The organism is Citrobacter sp. S39 (genome assembly GCF_009495675.1).
Lineage (GTDB): Bacteria > Pseudomonadota > Gammaproteobacteria > Enterobacterales > Enterobacteriaceae > Citrobacter > Citrobacter freundii.
Map to the genome: position 1 here is coordinate 4,012,570 of NZ_CP045555.1, position 19,454 is coordinate 4,032,023.

The 19,454-nt window shown below is 51.8% G+C and carries 16 protein-coding genes; 10 read left to right on the forward strand and 6 right to left on the reverse strand.

From position 1 onward, the window contains the following. Nucleotides 1-20: 20 nt before the first annotated feature. Nucleotides 21-1,127: a YcbX family protein gene (locus tag GFB57_RS19255; protein ID WP_003035854.1), complete on the forward strand. Its 1,107-nt coding sequence runs from the start codon at nt 21-23 to the stop codon at nt 1,125-1,127. On the opposite strand, the gene zapC is transcribed toward GFB57_RS19255, so the two are convergent. Beyond that, nucleotides 1,124-1,666 (reverse strand): cell division protein ZapC, encoded by a 543-nt coding sequence (gene zapC, locus GFB57_RS19260; protein WP_003035852.1) that lies wholly within the window; start codon nt 1,664-1,666, stop codon nt 1,124-1,126. The genes GFB57_RS19255 and zapC overlap by 4 nt on opposite strands. A 165-nt stretch (nt 1,667-1,831) precedes the next feature. Continuing rightward, entirely contained in the window at nt 1,832-2,842 is a 1,011-nt protein-coding gene (gene pyrD / locus GFB57_RS19265) for a quinone-dependent dihydroorotate dehydrogenase (protein ID WP_003035851.1), read from the reverse strand. A 367-nt stretch (nt 2,843-3,209) separates the two neighbouring features. Here pyrD and ssuE point away from each other — a divergent pair, with 367 nt between their 5' ends. The 5 genes from ssuE to ssuB are packed head-to-tail and all read left to right on the forward strand — an operon-like array spanning nt 3,210 to nt 7,460. Beyond that, the gene (ssuE, locus tag GFB57_RS19270; RefSeq protein WP_003035849.1) at nt 3,210-3,785 is read left to right on the forward strand and encodes an NADPH-dependent FMN reductase; all 576 of its coding nucleotides are present in this window, start codon (nt 3,210-3,212) and stop codon (nt 3,783-3,785) included. Then, a complete protein-coding gene (locus GFB57_RS19275; protein WP_003035847.1) occupies nt 3,778-4,752 on the forward strand; it encodes a sulfonate ABC transporter substrate-binding protein in 975 nt (324 codons plus the stop codon). The genes ssuE and GFB57_RS19275 overlap by 8 nt, the downstream gene beginning before the upstream one ends. Next, nucleotides 4,749-5,894, forward strand: coding sequence for an FMNH2-dependent alkanesulfonate monooxygenase (ssuD, locus tag GFB57_RS19280; protein WP_003035845.1), 1,146 nt, complete (start codon nt 4,749-4,751; stop codon nt 5,892-5,894). Before GFB57_RS19275 ends, ssuD begins: the two co-directional genes overlap by 4 nt. A 10-nt stretch (nt 5,895-5,904) precedes the next feature. Beyond that, nucleotides 5,905-6,696 carry an aliphatic sulfonate ABC transporter permease SsuC gene (gene ssuC, locus GFB57_RS19285; RefSeq protein ID WP_003035843.1) on the forward strand — a complete coding sequence of 264 codons (792 nt, stop codon included), beginning with the start codon at nt 5,905-5,907 and terminating at the stop codon, nt 6,694-6,696. Then, complete coding sequence (gene ssuB / locus GFB57_RS19290; protein ID WP_003035840.1) at nt 6,693-7,460, forward strand: aliphatic sulfonates ABC transporter ATP-binding protein; 768 nt, start codon at nt 6,693-6,695, stop codon at nt 7,458-7,460. Before ssuC ends, ssuB begins: the two co-directional genes overlap by 4 nt. 71 nt (nt 7,461-7,531) lie before the next feature. On the opposite strand, the gene pepN is transcribed toward ssuB, so the two are convergent. Beyond that, nucleotides 7,532-10,144: an aminopeptidase N gene (pepN, locus tag GFB57_RS19295; protein ID WP_003035838.1), complete on the reverse strand. Its 2,613-nt coding sequence runs from the start codon at nt 10,142-10,144 to the stop codon at nt 7,532-7,534. Between the two features lie 266 nt (nt 10,145-10,410). Here pepN and pncB point away from each other — a divergent pair, with 266 nt between their 5' ends. From pncB to aspC, 4 genes are all read left to right on the forward strand, one after another. Continuing rightward, complete coding sequence (gene pncB, locus GFB57_RS19300) at nt 10,411-11,613, forward strand: nicotinate phosphoribosyltransferase (RefSeq protein ID WP_290366873.1); 1,203 nt, start codon at nt 10,411-10,413, stop codon at nt 11,611-11,613. Nucleotides 11,614-11,780: 167 nt separating this feature from the next. After that, nucleotides 11,781-13,181, forward strand: coding sequence for an asparagine--tRNA ligase (gene asnS, locus GFB57_RS19305; protein WP_003035832.1), 1,401 nt, complete (start codon nt 11,781-11,783; stop codon nt 13,179-13,181). Nucleotides 13,182-13,781: 600 nt separating this feature from the next. Then, nucleotides 13,782-14,870: a porin OmpF gene (ompF, locus tag GFB57_RS19310; RefSeq protein ID WP_003035828.1), complete on the forward strand. Its 1,089-nt coding sequence runs from the start codon at nt 13,782-13,784 to the stop codon at nt 14,868-14,870. Between the two features lie 183 nt (nt 14,871-15,053). Further along, a complete protein-coding gene (aspC, locus tag GFB57_RS19315) occupies nt 15,054-16,244 on the forward strand; it encodes an aspartate transaminase (RefSeq protein ID WP_003035825.1) in 1,191 nt (396 codons plus the stop codon). A 53-nt stretch (nt 16,245-16,297) separates the two neighbouring features. Here aspC and GFB57_RS19320 read toward each other — a convergent pair whose 3' ends face one another. From GFB57_RS19320 to ldtD, 3 genes are all read right to left on the reverse strand, one after another. Further along, a complete protein-coding gene (locus tag GFB57_RS19320; RefSeq protein ID WP_003035823.1) occupies nt 16,298-16,945 on the reverse strand; it encodes an MBL fold metallo-hydrolase in 648 nt (215 codons plus the stop codon). 28 nt (nt 16,946-16,973) lie between these two features. Beyond that, nucleotides 16,974-17,522: a YcbK family protein gene (locus tag GFB57_RS19325; RefSeq protein WP_003035820.1), complete on the reverse strand. Its 549-nt coding sequence runs from the start codon at nt 17,520-17,522 to the stop codon at nt 16,974-16,976. Nucleotides 17,523-17,699: 177 nt separating this feature from the next. Beyond that, entirely contained in the window at nt 17,700-19,451 is a 1,752-nt protein-coding gene (gene ldtD, locus GFB57_RS19330; RefSeq protein ID WP_008320228.1) for a L,D-transpeptidase, read from the reverse strand. Between the last annotated feature and the right edge of the window lie 3 nt (nt 19,452-19,454).

A 19,454-nucleotide genomic window follows, 5' to 3' on the forward strand; every position in this document is an offset into this window, starting at 1 on the left:
TTCATTCGAGGGGCTGTACAGTGGTCACGTTAACCCGACTTTTTATTCATCCGGTTAAATCAATGCGCGGCATTGGGCTTACGCATGCCCTGGCAGATATTAGCGGTCTCGCCTTTGACCGTATATTTATGATCACTGAACCTGATGGAACGTTCATAACCGCCCGCCAGTTCCCACAAATGGTCCGTTTTACGCCTTCCCCATTCCACGATGGGCTGCATCTTACGGCCCCAGACGGCAGCAGTGCGCTCGTACGATTTGTCGACTTCGCCACCCAGGATGCGCCAACTGAAGTATGGGGTAATCATTTTACCGCGCGCATTGCGCCAGTGGCTATTAACCAGTGGCTTAGCAGTTTTTTCTCCCGTGACGTGCAGTTACGCTGGGTCGGTCCGCAGCTGACGCGCCGTGTAAAACGACATGTTGATGTTCCTTTATCCTTCGCTGATGGTTATCCCTATCTGCTGGCCAACGAAGCATCTCTGCGCGATGTGCAACAGCGCTCTCCGGCAAGCGTCAAAATGGAACAGTTTCGCCCCAATCTGGTGGTTTCGGGAGCTGGCGCCTGGGAAGAAGATACCTGGAAAGTGATTCGTATTGGCGACGTCATTTTTGATGTTGCAAAACCCTGTAGCCGCTGTATTTTCACTACCGTTAGCCCGGAAAAAGGCCAGAAACATCCATCCGGCGAACCGCTCGCAACACTGCAAACCTTCCGTACTGCGGTAGATAACGGCGATGTCGATTTCGGCCAGAATCTTATCGCACGCAACAGTGGCGTTATTCGCGTCGGCGATGAGATAGAGATTTTGGCAACCGGCCCCGCCAGGGCGTACGGCGCAGCGGAATCTGATGATACCGTCGCCGAGCAGCAGCCTGATGCCACGGTGCTGATTGACTGGCAGGGACAGACCTTTCGCGGAAATAATCAGCAGGTATTGCTTGAGCAGTTGGAAAACCAGGGTATCCGGGTTCCCTATTCATGCCGGGCAGGCATTTGCGGATGCTGTCGAATTCGACTGGTAGATGGCGAAGTTAGCCCGTTGAAGAAATCAGCGATAGGGGACGACGGAACGATTCTGTGCTGCAGTTGTGTTCCCAAAACGGCAATCAGGCTGGAGAGCTAAACTGCCTGCTCAAGGCTGAAACTGTCAACAACGGCCTGCGGTTTCAGTCTGTCATTCATTATTTTAATCGCATCGCCAAGCTGCATCGTACGCCCGGCGATAACCACACCAGGTTGCGCAAGCAGACAAAGCGCGGCGTTTTCACCCGGCTCAACCACTAACAGGTTTACCTGTTCATCGGTATCGCTTAAATCAACACAGGCAGCGTCACCCACGACCGGCGACCAGTTAATACCGTGTGCAACAAAGTGCCAGCTTTTCGGCATTTGCGGTTTGAGATAACGAATCGCCACCAGCGCATTGAGCACCAGTTCCGCTTTTTGTTCTTTGGCTAAATCCAGGTAGCGACATTTTTCTTCAAAGGAAAAATAAAGCGCGGCGTCATCAACACAAAAACCTGACGGAGAAAATGCATCAGGAGTGAGCATTTTACGAGCAAAACGCGAACGGAATAACATGCCATTGGCTAAATCGAGCATCATACGATCGTGCTCTTCATCATAATACCAGCGCCAGTTATCGTCGGGTTTAATTCGCATCAGTTTCTCTCCTTTCCTTAATCATCACCGTTACGACAGTATCCTTTTGCCGCTTCGTTTATTGCCCTAATAATAAAAGCTCAGAATGTTTAAATAAGCAACAGTAAAGGAATATAAAACAACCAGGGCTAGAAATAAAGCCCTGGTTTGTGATTAAGGTAGCATTCAGATATTGCTGACGATTTCTTTTATCAACGGCGGACCTTTAAAAATAAAGCCCGAATAAATCTGTACGAGGGTTGCACCAGCAGCTATTTTCTCACGTGCAGCAATCACCGAGTCGATACCACCAACACCAATAATCGGCAGCTGGCCTTTTAATTCCTGAGACAACTGGCGAATAATTTCTGTACTTTTTAATTGTAACGGTCGACCGCTCAGGCCACCCATTTGATCGCAATTTTTCATTCCTTGAACGAGAGAACGATCGAGCGTAGTGTTAGTCGCAATTACGCCATCAATATTATGACGAACTAAACTGTCAGCAACCTGGATCAGTTCTTCCACAGAAAGATCCGGCGCGATCTTTACTGCCACTGGAACATATTTATGGTGGATCGTTTGCAGATCATTTTGCTTATTTTTAATTGCCGTCAGGAGATCGTCTAGCGCCTCGCCGTATTGCAGCGTACGTAATCCCGGCGTATTCGGTGAAGAGATATTAATAGCGATATAACCCGCATAAGCATAGACTTTTTCCATACAAATCAGATAGTCATCTTTGCCGTTCTCTACTGGGGTATCTTTATTCTTACCAATATTAATCCCCAGAATACCGTCAAAATGCGATTTTTTAACGTTCTCAACCAGGTTATCAACCCCGTGGTTATTAAACCCCATACGGTTGATCAAACCTTCTGCATCGACCAGACGGAACAGACGCGGTTTATCGTTACCCGGCTGAGGGCGTGGCGTCACGGTACCAATCTCAATGGAACCAAATCCCATCGCGCCGAGCGCATCAATGCACTCCCCGTCTTTATCCAGTCCGGCAGCAAGCCCGAGCGGATTCTTAAACGTCAACCCCATACAGGTAACCGGTTTTGCCGGTACTTTCTGGCGCACAAGCGCTTCAAGCGGTGTGCCGGTAATGCGACGTAATTGCTGGAATGTCAATTCATGAGCGCGCTCTGGATCGAGCTGAAAAAGGGCTTTACGAACGAAGGGGTAGTACATGAACTCTCCTGGATTCCCGGTGTGCAAACCGGGGGCGTATTATGTGCGATCGCGAGCAAAAAGGGAATTGACCTGCGGCAATAAATAGCAATCGTTTTCCTCGCCCCTGCTTTTTACACCCTAAATAATTCGAATTGCAGGAAGGCGGCGACGCAGCAAATCCCCAGGAACGTACACCAGTACGTGACTGGGGTGAGCGAGGAAAGCCAACGCACATGCAACTTGAAGTATGACGGGTATATTTATTTTTCGACTTTTCTATCCCGTATAAATCATTTCGATAAACAAAATCTCTCTGCCAGACTGCATAAATTGTTATCAATGTTAAGCAAAAGCAAACAATTAGTTATAAGGGGAGATTAAAATTATGCGCGTCATTACTCTGGCGGGAAGCCCACGCTTTCCCTCTCGCTCCAGCGCGTTACTGGAATATGCCCGAGAAAAACTAAACGGTCATGATGTCGAAGTCTTTCACTGGAACCTGCATAACTTTGCCCCGGAAGACCTAATCTATGCCCGTTTTGACAGTCCGGCGTTGAAGACATTTAGCGAACAATTGCAGGATGCAGACGGGCTGATTGTCGCCACGCCGGTCTATAAAGCCGCTTACTCTGGCGCCCTGAAAACCCTGCTCGATCTGCTCCCCGAGCGAGCGCTGGAAGGGAAAGTAGTTTTGCCGTTGGCTACCGGCGGCAGCGTGGCGCATTTGCTTGCCGTCGATTACGCGCTGAAACCGGTACTGAGCGCATTAAAGGCCCAGGAGATCCTGCACGGTGTGTTTGCCGATGATTCGCAGGTAATTGATTATCAACATAAACCTCAGTTTACGCCCAACCTTCAGCAGCGTCTGGACAGTGCGCTTGATACCTTCTGGCTGGCGTTGCATCGTCGCGATGTCCAACTTCCTCAACTGAACACCCTGCGAGGTGCCGCCCATGCTTGATCTTCTCAAGCGTCACACGTCATGGCTGGCACTGAGTGGGTTGTTGTCGTTGTCAACTCTGGGGCATGCCGCAGAATCGGCCCCCGATGCCCTGCGTATTGGTTACCAGAAAGGAAGCGTCAGTATGGTGCTGGCCAAAAGCCATCAGCTACTGGAGAAACGCTATCCGCAGACTAAAATCTCGTGGGTCGAATTCCCGGCTGGGCCGCAAATGCTGGAAGCGCTCAACATCGGCAGTATCGATCTCGGCAGCACCGGTGATATTCCGCCAATTTTCGCCCAGGCTGCCGGAGCCGATCTGGTTTACGTGGGCGTCGAGCCGCCCAAGCCGAAAGCCGAAGTGATTCTGGTGCCGAAAAATAGCCCGTTCCAGAGCGTCGCGCAGCTTAAAGGACATAAAGTCGCCTTCCAGAAAGGGTCCAGCGCCCACAATTTACTGCTCCGGGCGCTGCAGCAGGCCGGACTGAAATTTACCGATATTCAACCGACCTATCTGACTCCCGCCGACGCGCGAGCAGCCTTTCAGCAAGGAAACGTTGATGCATGGGCTATCTGGGACCCCTATTATTCCGCCGCGTTACTGCAAGGTGATGTACGCGTGCTAAAAGACGGCTCAGACCTCAAGCAAACCGGTTCGTTTTATCTCGCCGCCCGTCCCTATGCCGAGAAAAATGGCGCATTTGTTCTTGGCGTACTGGATACCTTTAGCCAGGCCGATGCGTTAACCCTCAGCCAGCGCCAGCAAAGTATTACCCTGCTGGCCAAAACCATGGGACTGCCAGAACCGGTGATTGCGTCTTATCTGGATCACCGTCCGCCAACCACCATTGTGCCAGTCAACGCCTCTGTTGCAGCCCTGCAACAACAAACCGCCGATCTGTTTTATGACAACCGTCTGGTGCCGAAAAAAATCGATATTCGCCAGCGTATCTGGCAACCCACTCAGCAGGCAGGAGAAAAATTATGAGTCTGAACATGTTTTGGTTTTTACCCACCCATGGTGACGGTCATTATCTTGGAACGGAAGAAGGTTCGCGCCCTGTCGATCACGGTTATCTGCAACAAATCGCGCAAACGGCCGATCGTCTTGGGTTTACCGGCGTTCTGATCCCAACTGGTCGCTCTTGCGAAGATGCCTGGCTGGTCGCCGCCTCGATGATCCCGGTCACCCAGCGATTAAAGTTTCTGGTCGCGCTGCGTCCAAGCGTTACCTCGCCAACGGTTGCCGCACGTCAGGCTGCAACGCTCGACAGACTCTCAAATGGCCGGGCGTTATTTAACCTGGTGACCGGCAGCGATCCACAGGAGCTGGCAGGCGACGGCGTGTTCCTCGATCACACCGAGCGCTATGAAGCCTCTGCTGAATTTACTCAGGTCTGGCGGCGCTTGCTGCAAGGTGAAACGGTGGATTTCAACGGCAAACATATTCACGTCCGCGGCGCGAAGCTGTTTTTCCCTCCCGTACAACAACCCCGACCACCGCTTTATTTCGGCGGCTCGTCTGATGTCGCACAAGATCTTGCTGCAGAACAGGTTGATCTCTACCTGACCTGGGGCGAGCCGCCCGAACAGGTGAAAGCGAAGATTGAACAGGTGCGGGCCAAAGCAGCGGCGCTCGGGCGTAAGATTCGCTTCGGTATTCGTCTGCATGTGATCGTACGAGAGACAACGCACGAGGCATGGCAGGCAGCGGATCGTCTGATAGTCCATCTGGATGACGATACCATCGCCAAAGCCCAGGCCGCTTTCTCAAAAACGGATTCGGTTGGTCAGCAGCGAATGGCTGCACTGCACAACGGTAAACGCGACAAACTGGAAATTAGTCCGAACCTGTGGGCAGGGGTAGGACTGGTACGCGGTGGCGCAGGGACCGCACTGGTTGGAGACGGTCCTACGGTCGCAGCACGTATTAACGAGTATGCCGCGCTGGGAATCGACAGCTTTGTGCTGTCCGGGTATCCGCATCTGGAAGAGGCATACAGGGTTGGTGAGCTACTGTTCCCGCATCTGGATGTCGCGATACCCGAAATTCCGCAACCACAGCGCCTGCAACAGCAAGGCGAAGCGGTTGCGAATGAATTCATCCCGCGCAAAGTCGCACAAAGCTAAGGAGCGGCTAATGGCAACGACGAAAAACAGATGGTTATTGCGCCTCGCGCCCTGGTTTTTACCGGTAGGTCTGGTGGCGCTCTGGCAGCTCGCATCATCAATGGGCTGGCTGTCCAACCGCATACTGCCCTCTCCGGAGGGTGTTATCGAAGCCTTCTGGACGCTTTCCGCCAGCGGCGAGCTTTGGCAGCATCTGGCCATCAGTTCCTGGCGCGCGCTGATCGGATTCTCCATCGGTGGATCGATTGGCCTGACGCTGGGACTGATCAGCGGTCTTTCGCGTTGGGGAGAACGCCTGCTGGATACCTCGGTGCAGATGCTGCGTAACGTACCGCATCTGGCGCTGATCCCGCTGGTGATTTTGTGGTTCGGCATTGATGAATCCGCCAAGATCTTTCTCGTTGCGTTGGGCACGCTGTTCCCGATTTACATCAACACCTGGCATGGGATCCGTAATATCGATCGTGGGCTGGTAGAAATGGCGCGTAGCTATGGGTTGTCCGGCTTTTCACTGTTTGTTCATGTCATCCTCCCTGGCGCCCTGCCCTCAATTATGGTCGGCGTGCGTTTCGCTCTCGGGCTGATGTGGCTGACGCTTATCGTCGCAGAAACCATTTCAGCCAATGCCGGTATTGGCTACCTGGCGATGAACGCCCGCGAATTTCTGCAAACCGATGTGGTCGTGGTGGCCATTATTCTCTACGCCTTACTCGGCAAACTTGCCGACGTCAGCGCCCAATTGCTGGAGCGAGTCTGGCTGCGCTGGCACCCGGCTTACCATATAAAGGAGGCTACCGTATGAATACCGCTCGCTTGAACCAGGGTACGCCGCTGTTGCTGAGCGCCGTGACAAAACAATACGCCGCCAATACGGTGCTCAATCAGTTAGATTTGCATATACAGGCCGGGCAATTCGTTGCCGTGGTTGGCCGCAGCGGTGGTGGTAAAAGCACGTTGCTGCGTCTGCTGGCAGGGTTGGAGTCGCCCACCTCAGGCGCATTACTTGCCGGAACCACCCCACTGGCGGAAATTCAGGATGATACGCGTATGATGTTTCAGGATGCGCGTTTGCTGCCATGGAAGACGGTTATCGATAACGTCGGTCTGGGTCTGAAAGGTCACTGGCACAATGCGGCCCGAGATGCGCTGGCCGCCGTTGGACTGGAGAATCGTGCTCAGGAGTGGCCCGCAGCGCTTTCTGGCGGACAAAAACAGCGCGTGGCCCTGGCCCGGGCATTAATTCATCGTCCTGGTCTGCTGCTGCTGGATGAACCCCTCGGCGCACTGGATGCCTTAACCCGCCTTGAAATGCAGGAGCTGATCGTCTCTTTATGGCAAGAGCACGGCTTTACCGTACTGTTGGTCACCCATGACGTCAGCGAAGCGGTAGCAATGGCCGATCGCGTTTTGCTGATTGAGGACGGAAAAATCGGGCTGGATTTAACGGTGGATATTGCACGACCTCGCCGGATTGGTTCCGTGCGTTTGACAGAACTGGAAGCCGAGGTGTTGAACCGGGTGATGCAGCGTGGCGACAATGAAGTTCAGCTACGCAAGCAAGGTTAAAAATGCCGGATGGCGCTACCGCTTATCCGGCCTACGCGTGAATGGTAGGCCGGACCCATCCGGCAATATTATCAGGCTAACGCTTTAGAGATCTTTTCGAACAGATCGCCTGACAGATTCTCCAGACCTTTCAGCTGTTCTAGCGCCGCACGCATCTTCGCCTGACGTTTTGCATCATAACGTTTTAAGCGAATCAGCGGCTCAATCAGACGTGACGCCACCTGAGGGTTACGGCTGTTGAGCTCAGTCAGCATGTCAACCAGGAACTGATAACCGCTACCATCTTCCGCATGGAATGCTGCCGGGTTGCTGCCCGCGAAGGCACCGATCAGAGAACGGATGCGGTTTGGGTTACTCATGCTAAAAGAGCGATGCTTCAACAGGCCGCGTACCGTTTCCAGCACGTTTCTAGCCGGGCTGGTGGATTGCAGGATAAACCATTTATCCATCACCAGACCGTCATGGTGCCACTTATTGTCATACTCCTGCATCAACGCGTCACGACAAGGAAGCTGCGCCGCGACTGCCGCGGATAGCGCCGCCAGCGCATCGGTCATATTGTTCGCTTCACGGTACTGCTTGCTTACCAGCGTGTCAGCCAGATGGGTTTCGCCAAAAGCCAGGAATCGCAGGCAGGCGTTACGCAGCGTACGCTTGCCAATATCGGCATGCTCAACGCGGTACTCATCAAGATGATTAGCGTTATAGATGGCGAGGAATTCATCCGCCAGCTCGGCCGCCAGCGTGCGGGTTAACGCTTCGCGTACTTCGGTTATCGCCACCGGATCAATGATGTCGAACAGTTCGGCAATTTCATTTACTGAAGGCAGCGTCAGGATCTCTGCCGCCAGCGCCGGATCGATTTTCTCATCCAGCAAAACTGCGCGGAATGCATCGGCCACGTGTACCGGCAACGACAGCGGTTGTCCCTGCTGATGGCGAGCAACGTTGAGCTTAATGTAGGTCGCCAGCAGGCTTTGCGCCGCGTCCCAACGAGAGAAATCATTACGCGCGTGACGCATCAGGAAGGTCAGTTGCTGATCGCTCCATTTATATTCCAGTTTTACCGGCGCGGAGAATTCGCACAGCAGCGCCGGAACCGGCTGGAAGTAGACGTTATCAAAGACAAACGTCTGCTCTGCCTGGGTGACGTTGAGTACGGAATTCACCGGGTGCCCGCCTTTTTGTAGCGGGATCACTTTCCCTTCGTTGTCATACAACTCGAGAGCGAATGGAATATGCAGCGGTTGTTTTTCAGCCTGATCCGGCGTGGCCGGCGTGCGCTGGCTAATGGTCAGCGTGTACTGTTCAGTTGATGGGTTATAGTCATCACGCACGGTCAGAATCGGCGTACCGGACTGACTGTACCAGCGGCGGAAATGGGAGAGATCAACGTTAGACGCATCTTCCATCGCCTGCACAAAATCATCACAGGTTGCAGCGCTACCGTCGTGACGCTCAAAGTACAGCTGCATCCCTTTCTGGAAGTTAGCCTCACCCAGCAGGGTGTGGATCATACGAATCACTTCCGCACCCTTCTCGTACACGGTCAGGGTATAGAAGTTGTTCATTTCGATGACCATATCCGGGCGGATAGGATGCGCCATCGGGCTGGCGTCCTCAGCAAACTGCAGACCGCGCATGGTACGCACATTGCTGATGCGGTTTACCGCACGTGAGCCGAGATCGGAACTGAACTCCTGATCGCGGAACACAGTTAAACCCTCTTTCAGGCTCAACTGGAACCAGTCGCGACAGGTCACGCGGTTGCCGGTCCAGTTATGGAAATATTCGTGACCGATGACGCGCTCAATATCGAGGTAATCTTTGTCGGTGGCGGTATCGGTACGCGCCAGCACGTATTTGGAGTTAAAGATGTTCAGACCTTTATTCTCCATCGCGCCCATGTTGAAGAAATCCACAGCGACAATCATATAGATGTCGAGGTCATACTCGAGGCCAAAGCGCTCTTCATCCCATTTCATGGAGTTTTTCAGCGAGGTCATCGCCCATGGCGCGCGGTCCAGGTTACCGCGATCGACGTACAGTTCCAGTGCTACTTCACGCCCTGAGCGGGTAGTAAAAGTATCGCGCAGGACGTCAAAATCACCGGCCACCAGCGCAAATAAATAGCACGGTTTCGGGAATGGATCCTGCCACTGAACCCAGTGGCGACCATTTTCCAGTTCACCCTGCGCCACGCGGTTACCGTTGGAGAGCAGGAACGGATATTGCGTTTTATCGGCGATTATTTTGGTAGTAAAACGCGCCAGCACGTCCGGGCGATCAAGATACCAGGTAATATGGCGGAAACCTTCTGCTTCGCACTGGGTACACAGCGCATCGCCTGACTTGTACAGCCCTTCCAGCGCGGTATTCGCCGCTGGGCTAATTTCATTCACGATACGCAGCGTAAAACGTTCCGGCAGTTGATTGATGACCAGAGCGCCCTCTTCTTCTCTATACTCTGTCCACAGCTCGTCGTTTACGTGGATCGACACCAGGGTCAGATCTTCGCCATTCAGGCGCAGGGGCGCGTCGGACGCGCCATGACGGACAACCTGGCTCACTGCGGTGACCACGGTTTTTTCAGCATCCAGGTCAAAGGTCAAATCAATATCAGTAATCTGGTAATCCGGCGCACGATAGTCGTGACGGTATTTGGCTTGTGGCTGTTGTGTCATAAAAAAACCTTTAGCATCTTTAATAGAGTCTCGGCTTCAGTCTATTCCTGTTGCGTAAATCGCGCTACGCAGAATGTTCATCTTTTCAGGCACAAACACCCTTTTTGCTACATTTTTATAACACGTGGCACGAATTGCCCTCGACCAGAAAGAGAGCTTATGGTGTGATCGGGGTTCAATAAATCGCTAAACAGGGTATACTCCAGCGGTTTTCTTAGTTGTTTATTGTACTAAACGCTCCCGTGAGAGGATGCTACTGCGCACCTATGACACAATTCGCTTCTCCTGTTCTGCACTCGCTGCTGGATACAGACGCTTATAAGTTGCATATGCAGCAAGCCGTTTTTCACCACTACTATGACGTACAAGTAGCGGCTGAATTTCGTTGCCGTGGCGATGACCTGCTCGGTATTTATGCCGATTCTATTCGTGAGCAGGTGAATGCTATGCAGCACCTGCGACTGCAGGAGGATGAGTACCAGTGGCTCTCCGGCCTGCCTTTCTTTAAAGCTGATTACCTCACCTGGTTACGTGATTTCCGCTATAACCCGGAACAGGTTTGCGTCACCAATGATAACGGTAAGCTAAACATCCGCTTAACCGGTCCGTGGCGTGAAGTGATCATTTGGGAAGTCCCGCTGTTAGCGGTGATTAGCGAACTGGTGCACCGTTACCGCTCACCTGAATCAGGTGTCCCGCAGGCACTCGATGAACTGGATAGCAAACTAGTAGAATTCTCTGCTTTAACGAAAGATGTCGATATGTCCCGCTTCCATTTGATGGATTTCGGTACGCGTCGTCGTTTTTCGCGCGAAGTACAGCAGGCTATCGTTAAACGCCTGCAGCAAGAGCCCTGGTTTGTCGGTACCAGTAACTACGATCTGGCCCGCCGCCTGTCATTAACCCCAATGGGTACGCAGGCGCATGAGTGGTTCCAGGCTCATCAGCAAATCAGTCCTGAACTTGCCACCAGCCAACGTGTAGCCCTGGCCGCCTGGTTAAATGAGTATCCTGATCAACTCGGCATTGCATTGACCGATTGCATCACCATGGACGCATTTTTACGCGACTTTGGCGTTGAGTTTGCGACCCGCTACCAGGGATTACGCCATGACTCAGGCGATCCGGTGGAATGGGGTGAAAAAGCCATCGCCCATTATGAAAAACTGGGTATTGATCCGTTGAGCAAAACGCTGGTCTTTTCAGATAACCTCGATCTGAAAAAAGCGATTGAACTCTACCGCCACTTCTCTTCCCGCGTACAGTTGAGTTTTGGTATTGGGACACGGCTAACATGCGACATTCCACAGGTTAAGCCGCTTAATATCGTAATTAAGCTGGTGGAATGTAACGGCAAACCAGTGGCGAAGTTATCTGACAGCCCGGGTAAAACCATCTGCCACGATAAAGCATTTGTTCGTGCACTGCGCAAAGCCTTCGATCTCCCGCATATTAAAAAAGCCAGTTAATCCTTCCAGGGAGCCATTTTGGCTCCCTTATTCGCGTTTATTTCCGAAATCTTTCACTCCAGCTACGAATTCTGCTTGTCTGATTGCAGATGCCAGGTAACATAGGTATCCCCCCCATTATGGGTGGACATGTGTTTATATATCCGACTATTAACAGAGAGAATATTATGAGCGTTGTGCCTGTAGCCGACGTACTCCAGGGCCGCGTAGCCGTTGACAGCGAAGTCACCGTGCGCGGATGGGTGCGTACCCGCCGAGATTCAAAAGCTGGCATCTCCTTCCTCGCCGTTTATGACGGTTCCTGCTTTGATCCTGTACAGGCCGTCATCAATAATTCTCTGCCCAATTACAATCAGGACGTACTGCGCCTGACGACGGGTTGTTCAGTTATCGTAACGGGTAAAGTCGTTGCATCACCTGGACAAGGACAGAGCTTTGAAATTCAGGCCACTGAAGTTGAAGTCGCGGGCTGGGTTGAAGATCCTGATACCTACCCAATGGCGGCTAAGCGTCACAGCATCGAGTATCTGCGTGAAGTGGCGCATATGCGTCCGCGCACCAATATGATTGGTGCGGTAGCGCGCGTACGTCATACGCTGGCGCAAGCGCTGCATCGCTTCTTCCACGAGCAGGGTTTCTTTTGGGTATCGACTCCGCTGATCACCGCTTCCGATACGGAAGGTGCCGGTGAAATGTTCCGTGTTTCTACGCTGGATCTGGAAAACCTGCCGCGTAACGATCAGGGTAAAGTCGATTTCGATAAAGACTTCTTTGGTAAGGAAGCCTTCCTGACCGTTTCCGGTCAGTTGAACGGTGAAACCTACGCCTGCGCTCTGTCCAAAATTTATACTTTTGGTCCGACGTTCCGTGCAGAAAACTCTAACACCAGTCGTCACCTGGCAGAGTTCTGGATGCTGGAACCAGAAGTGGCGTTCGCTGACCTGAACGATGTTGCAGGCCTGGCTGAAGCGATGCTGAAATACGCGTTTAAAGCCGTACTGGCAGAGCGTGCAGATGATATGAAATTCTTCGCTGAACGTGTCGACAAGGACGCGATTTCACGCCTGGAACGTTTCATTGACGCTGACTTCGCGCAGGTGGATTACACCGACGCGGTAAGCATTCTGGAAAAATGCGGCAAACAGTTTGAAAACCCGGTTTACTGGGGTGTGGATCTGTCTTCCGAGCATGAACGTTATCTTGCTGAAGAGCACTTTAAAGCGCCGGTGGTGGTGAAAAACTACCCGAAAGATATCAAAGCGTTTTATATGCGCCTTAACGAAGACGGTAAAACCGTTGCTGCAATGGACGTTCTGGCTCCTGGAATCGGCGAAATCATCGGTGGTTCTCAGCGTGAAGAACGTCTGGACGTGCTGGATGCCCGTATGCTGGAAATGGGTCTGAACAAAGAGGATTACTGGTGGTATCGCGACCTGCGTCGCTACGGTACCGTTCCGCATTCCGGCTTCGGATTGGGCTTCGAGCGTCTGATCGCTTACGTCACCGGCGTGCAAAACGTCCGTGATGTTATTCCATTCCCGCGTACTCCGCGTAACGCCACCTTCTAAACGTGCGTTATTGTTTCAAAGGCCAGCATTGCTGGCCTTTTTTATACCCTTTTCATGTTATCTGGATACCCATCTCACGTTAAACACAACCTTTCAATCCCCTCCACCTGTTACGTAATATTTCATTGCAATACATTTGCATAAAAAATAACCAGTGATTTTATTGTGGATTAGCATTTTCTGATTAAATAGTACATTTTTTAGCCTTTCGCACGGCACTCCAGACGTCCAAAAATCGTTACCTGTAAAATCCAAACTTTCCGGTATTACGGAGAAAAAATAACCTTAGCAAAATTAAATATAAGAAAATCATATAAATAGAAATAAAAACGAGAATTTTGGGGGCAAGGGTATCCGAAGTTTGACGCTGTTCACAAAGTTGCACAAAAATAACATCTTGTTACACATTTTTTCTTTTTGAAACTAAATCTTTATATTTGTAGCACTTTGACGGTAGCGAAACGGTAGTTTGAATGGAAAGATGCCTGTCAGACACATAAAGACACCAAACTCTCATCAATAGTTCCGTAAATTTTCATTGACGGAATTTATTGGCGGCAGTGGCAGGTGTCATATAAAAACCGATGAGGGTAATAAATAATGATGAAGCGCAATATTCTGGCAGTGGTTATCCCTGCTCTGCTGGTAGCCGGGGCAGCTAACGCTGCAGAAGTTTATAACAAAGATGGCAACAAGCTGGATGTATACGGTAAAACCGTAGGTCTGCACTATTTTTCTGATAACGCTGGCAACGATGGCGATCAGACTTATGCCCGTCTTGGTTTCAAAGGGGAAACTCAGATTAATTCCGATCTGTCCGGTTACGGTCAGTGGGAATACAACTTTGCCGGTAACAACTCTGAAGGCGGCAGCGACGCTCAGAACGGTAACAAAACCCGTCTGGCATTTGCTGGTCTGAAATATGCCGATCTGGGCTCTTTCGACTACGGTCGTAACTACGGTATCGTTTACGATGCCCTGGGTTACACCGATATGCTGCCAGAATTTGGTGGTGATACCGCGTACAGCGACAACTTCTTCGTTGGCCGTGTAGGTGGTGTTGCGACCTACCGTAACTCTAACTTCTTCGGTCTGGTTGACGGCCTGAACTTCGGTATCCAGTATCTGGGTAAAAACGAGCGTGATGGCAATACCGGTCGTTCTAACGGCGACGGCGTTGGCGGTTCTGTAAGCTACGAAATGGATGGCTTCGGTATCGTTGGTGCTTACGGTGCAGCTGACCGTACCAACGCGCAGGAAAACTCTTTCTACGCTAACGGTGGCAAAAAAGCTGAGCAGTGGGCAACCGGCCTGAAGTACGATGCTAACAACATCTACCTGGCAGCGAACTACGGTGAAACCCGTAACGCAACCCGCCTCTCCACTACCCAGAATGGCGTGACCACCAGCGGCTTCGCCAACAAAACGCAAGATTTCTTTGTTGTCGCTCAGTATCAGTTCGATTTCGGTCTGCGCCCGTCCATCTCCTACAACAAATCTAAAGCGAAAGACGTAGAAGGTGTAGGCAACGAAGATCTGGTGAACTACATTGAAGTAGGCGCAACCTACTACTTCAACAAAAACATGTCCACCTATGTTGACTACCAGATCAACCAGATCGACTCTGACAACAAACTGGGTGTGAACTCTGACGACACCGTAGCACTCGGTATCGTTTACCAGTTCTAATAGCAGACCTCTTTGTTAAATGCCTTAAAAACAGGACTTCGGTCCTGTTTTTTTATATCTGCTAGCGAATTCTTGCGTCTTAAAAAAACACCTCAGCTTTTCGTCAGTAACGGTTGGCATTTTGTAAATCTACCGTTAACCTGATAGCGGACTTCCCTTCTGTAATCACTATGGAACCTCGTCATGTTTGAGAACATTACCGCCGCTCCTGCCGACCCCATTTTGGGTCTGGCTGATTTGTTTCGTGCCGATGACCGCCCTGGAAAAATAAACCTCGGGATCGGTGTATATAAAGATGAGACAGGCAAAACGCCGGTGCTGACCAGCGTTAAAAAAGCCGAGCAATATATACTGGAAAATGAAACCACCAAAAACTACCTTGGCATTGACGGTATTCCAGAGTTTGGTCGTTGCACTCAGGAATTACTGTTTGGTAAAACGAGTTCGCTTATCAACGATAAACGCGCACGTACAGCACAGACCCCTGGCGGCACTGGCGCACTGCGCGTGGCAGCTGATTTTCTCGCAAGAAATACGTCGGCTAAACGCGTATGGGTGAGCAACCCAAGCTGGCCGAACCATAAGAGCGTCTTTAACTCTGCAGGTCTGGAAGTTCGTGAATACAACTATTACGATGCAGCGAACCACTCTTTAGACTTTGATGCGCTGCTGGCCAGCCTCAGCGAAGCTCAGGCTGGCGATGTGGTACTGTTCCACGGCTGCTGCCATAACCCAACCGGTATCGATCCTACGCTTGAGCAGTGGCAAACGCTGGCTCAGCTTTCTGTCGAGAAAGGATGGTTGCCGCTGTTTGACTTTGCATACCAGGGCTTTGCCCGCGGTCTGGAAGAAGATGCAGAAGGTCTGCGCGCATTCGCCGCGCTGCACAAAGAGCTGATCGTTGCCAGTTCCTACTCCAAGAACTTTGGTCTGTACAATGAGCGCGTGGGTGCCTGTACGCTGGTTGCTGCTGATGCTGAAACCGTCGACCGTGCGTTTAGTCAGATGAAATCAGCCATTCGCGCTAACTATTCCAACCCGCCAGCACACGGCGCATCCGTAGTTGCCACGATTCTGAGCAATGACGCGCTGCGTGCCATCTGGGAACAGGAACTGACCGATATGCGCCAACGCATTCAGCGCATGCGTTTACTGTTCGTGAATACGCTGCAGGAGAAAGGTGCGAACCGCGACTTCAGCTTTATCATCAAACAGAACGGCATGTTCTCATTCAGCGGCCTGACAAAAGAGCAGGTTCTGCGTCTGCGTGAAGAGTTTGGTGTCTACGCTGTCGCTTCCGGACGTGTAAACGTAGCTGGAATGACGCCAGATAACATGGCACCGCTGTGCGAAGCGATTGTCGCAGTACTGTAATCTATCGCGTACAAAAAAGGCCGCAATAGCGGCCTTTTTATTTATCTGCGGTATTACCAGACAGGCATTTCGTCCTGCAGGAACGGGTTATGAAGCCGTTCGTTACCCAGCGTAGAAAGTGGGCCGTGACCCGGAATAAACGTCACGTCATCGCCCAGCGGCAACAGTTTACGTTTAATCGAATCGATCAGTTGGCTGTGATCTCCGCGCGGAAAATCGCTGCGCCCTACGCCACCTTTGAAAATCACGTCACCCGAAATCAGTAACTTTGATTGCTCATCAAAGAAGACCACATGTCCCGGTGTATGACCCGGACAATGCAACACCTGCAACGTCACGTTGCCAACGCTGACCCGATCACCTTCGTTCAACCAGCGATCGGGCGTCAGCGGCTCACAATCGCCCAGGCCAAACATGCGGCTCTGCGCAGGGAGACCCTGTAGCCAGAACTCATCTTCTTTTTCCGGACCAATAACCGGTACACCATAATGCTGTGCCAGTTCAGCTGCCGCCCCAACATGATCAAGATGACCGTGAGTAAGCAGGATCTGCATTAGCGTCAGACCGCTGGCATCCACTTCCTGTTTGATTTTCTCGGCATCGCCGCCGGGATCGACCAACGCGGCCAGACGAGTCTGCTCACACCAGATTAGCGAGCAGTTTTGGGCGAATGCAGTGACCGGAATAATACGATAGTTCATACAGCTCCTGTTTCATTAAGCTTATGGATCACCAGTGCCGTGCAGGGCCGGTGTCAATATGCACAAAGTTACTGCTGGGGTAGTATCCTACACCACCTGCGCGCATAGATAACGCAGCTTTGCGAATATTACTTAATGCGATGCCTTCAATATGGAAATCCATGGCCTGCCCTTTGGTGTGGTAGCTTTTCTTGGCCACACCGCGACTGCGCGCACGTAGTTCATTATTGGTATCGACGGAACGATAACCGGAGATCAGCTGTACAGGTTTACGCGTGCCGAGAAGGCCTTGCAGACGGAAGAGTTGATCAAACAGTCCCGGGTCAATGGATTTCACTTTATTGGCCCGAAAATCACGGAAAAAGTGGTTAAGTTTTGCTAATTCGTCCTGAATATAGCCCCTGCCATCAAAAAACTCTGCTTTTATTGACTCACCGGTATGCAGGTTATTCAGAGTCAATATACGCGGACGTGGGGTAGAGAGTGTTGCAAACGCAGGCGTAGGCAGGATGGCAGCGCCGAGGGCAATGCCACCAAGCGCCAGCAGTTTGCGGCGATTAGCGTCAAATTTGTCCATGGTATTAAGGTCTACAAGGTCAATGTTATCGTATGTATGCTCTAGCGCACGCGGGAAACCTTATCTGGCTAAGTAGTCCACGTCAAGGCTCCCAACCCCAGGAAATACGGGGCTCACGGCCATTTTGCCCCGTTTCCAGCATAACTTACGACAATCATTTTCCTCGAACTGCTTCATTTATCTGATTAATTGCTCGGCTTTTGACACAATTTGTGCGCTGGATCGCGCTGTCAGATCGTAATTGTAAATATCTGTACGATACTGCGTGCGACCATCCGGGCCAACAAATGCGGTCAGATAGTAGAGGTTGACCGGAATATTCTGGCGAATATTCACGTACCGCGTATCCCCTTGCTTCAGGGCATCCGAGATGCGGGTATCATTCCAACCCGCGTCCTGGAGCAGCATATTCGCCAGCTCAGATGCCTTATTCACACGCACACAGCCGGAACTTAACGCCCGCGTATCTTTCTGGAACAGATTGTGGTTCGGTGTATCGTGCAGATAAATAGCGTCCGAACTCGGCATATTGAATTTATAGCGTCCGAGCGAGTTACGTGCACCCGGAGCCTGCTGAAAGCGGAACGGCAGATTGGACGCAGTGATGGTGGCCCAGTCAACCTGCCACGGATCTATCGTCTCTTTACTGTTCCAGCCGCGCATTACGGTATAGCCGTGACGTTCAAGATATCCCGGATCATTCCATAACTTAGGCAGAATATCTTTTCGGGCCAGCGTCGGTGGAACGTTCCACGGTGGGTTAACGACCACGTTATTCAGCGCACTACTCATCATCGGCGTTTTGCGATCTGGACGCCCGACAATAACGCGCGAGGCCAGCACCTGATTGCCATTCTGATAATAAACCAGCGAATAGGCAGGAATGTTCACCATGATACCGGTAGACAGCTCACTCGGCAGCAGGCGTAAGCGCTGAATATTTAACGCCAGCACGCCCGCACGCTGAGCGGGCGTCACGTTCAGCCAGTCACGCGTGGCAGGGCCAATCGCGCCATCGGCGCCAAGTCCCTGCCACGTCTGAAAACGCTTTACCGCATCGACAAGTTCACGATCGTAAGCGCTACGTCCTTCTTTAGCAGATGTACTGACGGTGGACTCCAGCATTCCCGTACGACGCAAAATTTCACGCAGCGCAGGGATGTCATTACTCCACTCCCCCGGACGTAGCGTTGCTGTACTGGTGAGCTGCGGCCAGGGACGTGTATCACCTACCAGCTTGAGCAGCGATTCATGCATTGCGGCGTACTGCGGATGCTGCGGTGCCAGGCTGGCAACAAACGAAGTTAGTTGACCGTTATCCAGTGCGACCTGCCACTGGTTGATGACAGAAATCGGCGGCGTCGTTAGCGCATAGGGCTTACCGCTGTAAAGCCAGCGATTACCTTTGACAGGGATATTAGCGATAAAGTGCAGATACCCCATCATCGCATCCGAGAGCACAATGTCTCTCGCCTGACCGGTTACTGCCGGATCAGTCAGAAGTGCAACCCAAGTAGTAAACTGCGGCTGAAAGCCAGCAATCGCGACCTCGGCCAACTGTTGTTGAAAGGCCTTTACCGCATCACGATTTTCCCACATCGGCTTCATTTCACGTGCGGCATACAGCAGTTCCAGCTGGCTCATGTAGACCGGCGTGAAGCCCGCTGGAAGTTGAGATTGTAATTCGGCGCGGGCTTGATCAACTGACACGCCCTGCGGTAACGGTTGAATACCCGCCATGATAGCCGTCGCAGAAGATTGAACCTGCGGCTGCGATAACGCTGTTGGCTGTTCACTGACGGTCGCAGAGCTATCGCCAGGGATCATTTCAGGCTCATCGGCCTGCGCATTGAACAGTGGAGCGAATGTTACGGCCAGGCATAAACTGATTGCCGACAGCCGACGACCACACATTTTATTAAGCAACATCCC

What these genes read in the sequence shown, in the direction of transcription:
- zapC (WP_003035852.1), bottom strand. Translation starts at nt 1,666, where the DNA reads ATGCGAATTAAACCCGACGATAACTGGCGCTGGTATTATGATGAAGAG.
- pyrD (WP_003035851.1), bottom strand. Translation starts at nt 2,842, where the DNA reads ATGTACTACCCCTTCGTTCGTAAAGCCCTTTTTCAGCTCGATCCAGAG.
- ssuE (WP_003035849.1), top strand. Translation starts at nt 3,210, where the DNA reads ATGCGCGTCATTACTCTGGCGGGAAGCCCACGCTTTCCCTCTCGCTCC.
- GFB57_RS19275 (WP_003035847.1), top strand. Translation starts at nt 3,778, where the DNA reads ATGCTTGATCTTCTCAAGCGTCACACGTCATGGCTGGCACTGAGTGGG.
- ssuD (WP_003035845.1), top strand. Translation starts at nt 4,749, where the DNA reads ATGAGTCTGAACATGTTTTGGTTTTTACCCACCCATGGTGACGGTCAT.
- ssuC (WP_003035843.1), top strand. Translation starts at nt 5,905, where the DNA reads ATGGCAACGACGAAAAACAGATGGTTATTGCGCCTCGCGCCCTGGTTT.
- ssuB (WP_003035840.1), top strand. Translation starts at nt 6,693, where the DNA reads ATGAATACCGCTCGCTTGAACCAGGGTACGCCGCTGTTGCTGAGCGCC.
- pepN (WP_003035838.1), bottom strand. Translation starts at nt 10,144, where the DNA reads ATGACACAACAGCCACAAGCCAAATACCGTCACGACTATCGTGCGCCG.
- pncB (WP_290366873.1), top strand. Translation starts at nt 10,411, where the DNA reads ATGACACAATTCGCTTCTCCTGTTCTGCACTCGCTGCTGGATACAGAC.
- asnS (WP_003035832.1), top strand. Translation starts at nt 11,781, where the DNA reads ATGAGCGTTGTGCCTGTAGCCGACGTACTCCAGGGCCGCGTAGCCGTT.
- ompF (WP_003035828.1), top strand. Translation starts at nt 13,782, where the DNA reads ATGATGAAGCGCAATATTCTGGCAGTGGTTATCCCTGCTCTGCTGGTA.
- aspC (WP_003035825.1), top strand. Translation starts at nt 15,054, where the DNA reads ATGTTTGAGAACATTACCGCCGCTCCTGCCGACCCCATTTTGGGTCTG.
- GFB57_RS19320 (WP_003035823.1), bottom strand. Translation starts at nt 16,945, where the DNA reads ATGAACTATCGTATTATTCCGGTCACTGCATTCGCCCAAAACTGCTCG.
- GFB57_RS19325 (WP_003035820.1), bottom strand. Translation starts at nt 17,522, where the DNA reads ATGGACAAATTTGACGCTAATCGCCGCAAACTGCTGGCGCTTGGTGGC.
- ldtD (WP_008320228.1), bottom strand. Translation starts at nt 19,451, where the DNA reads ATGTTGCTTAATAAAATGTGTGGTCGTCGGCTGTCGGCAATCAGTTTA.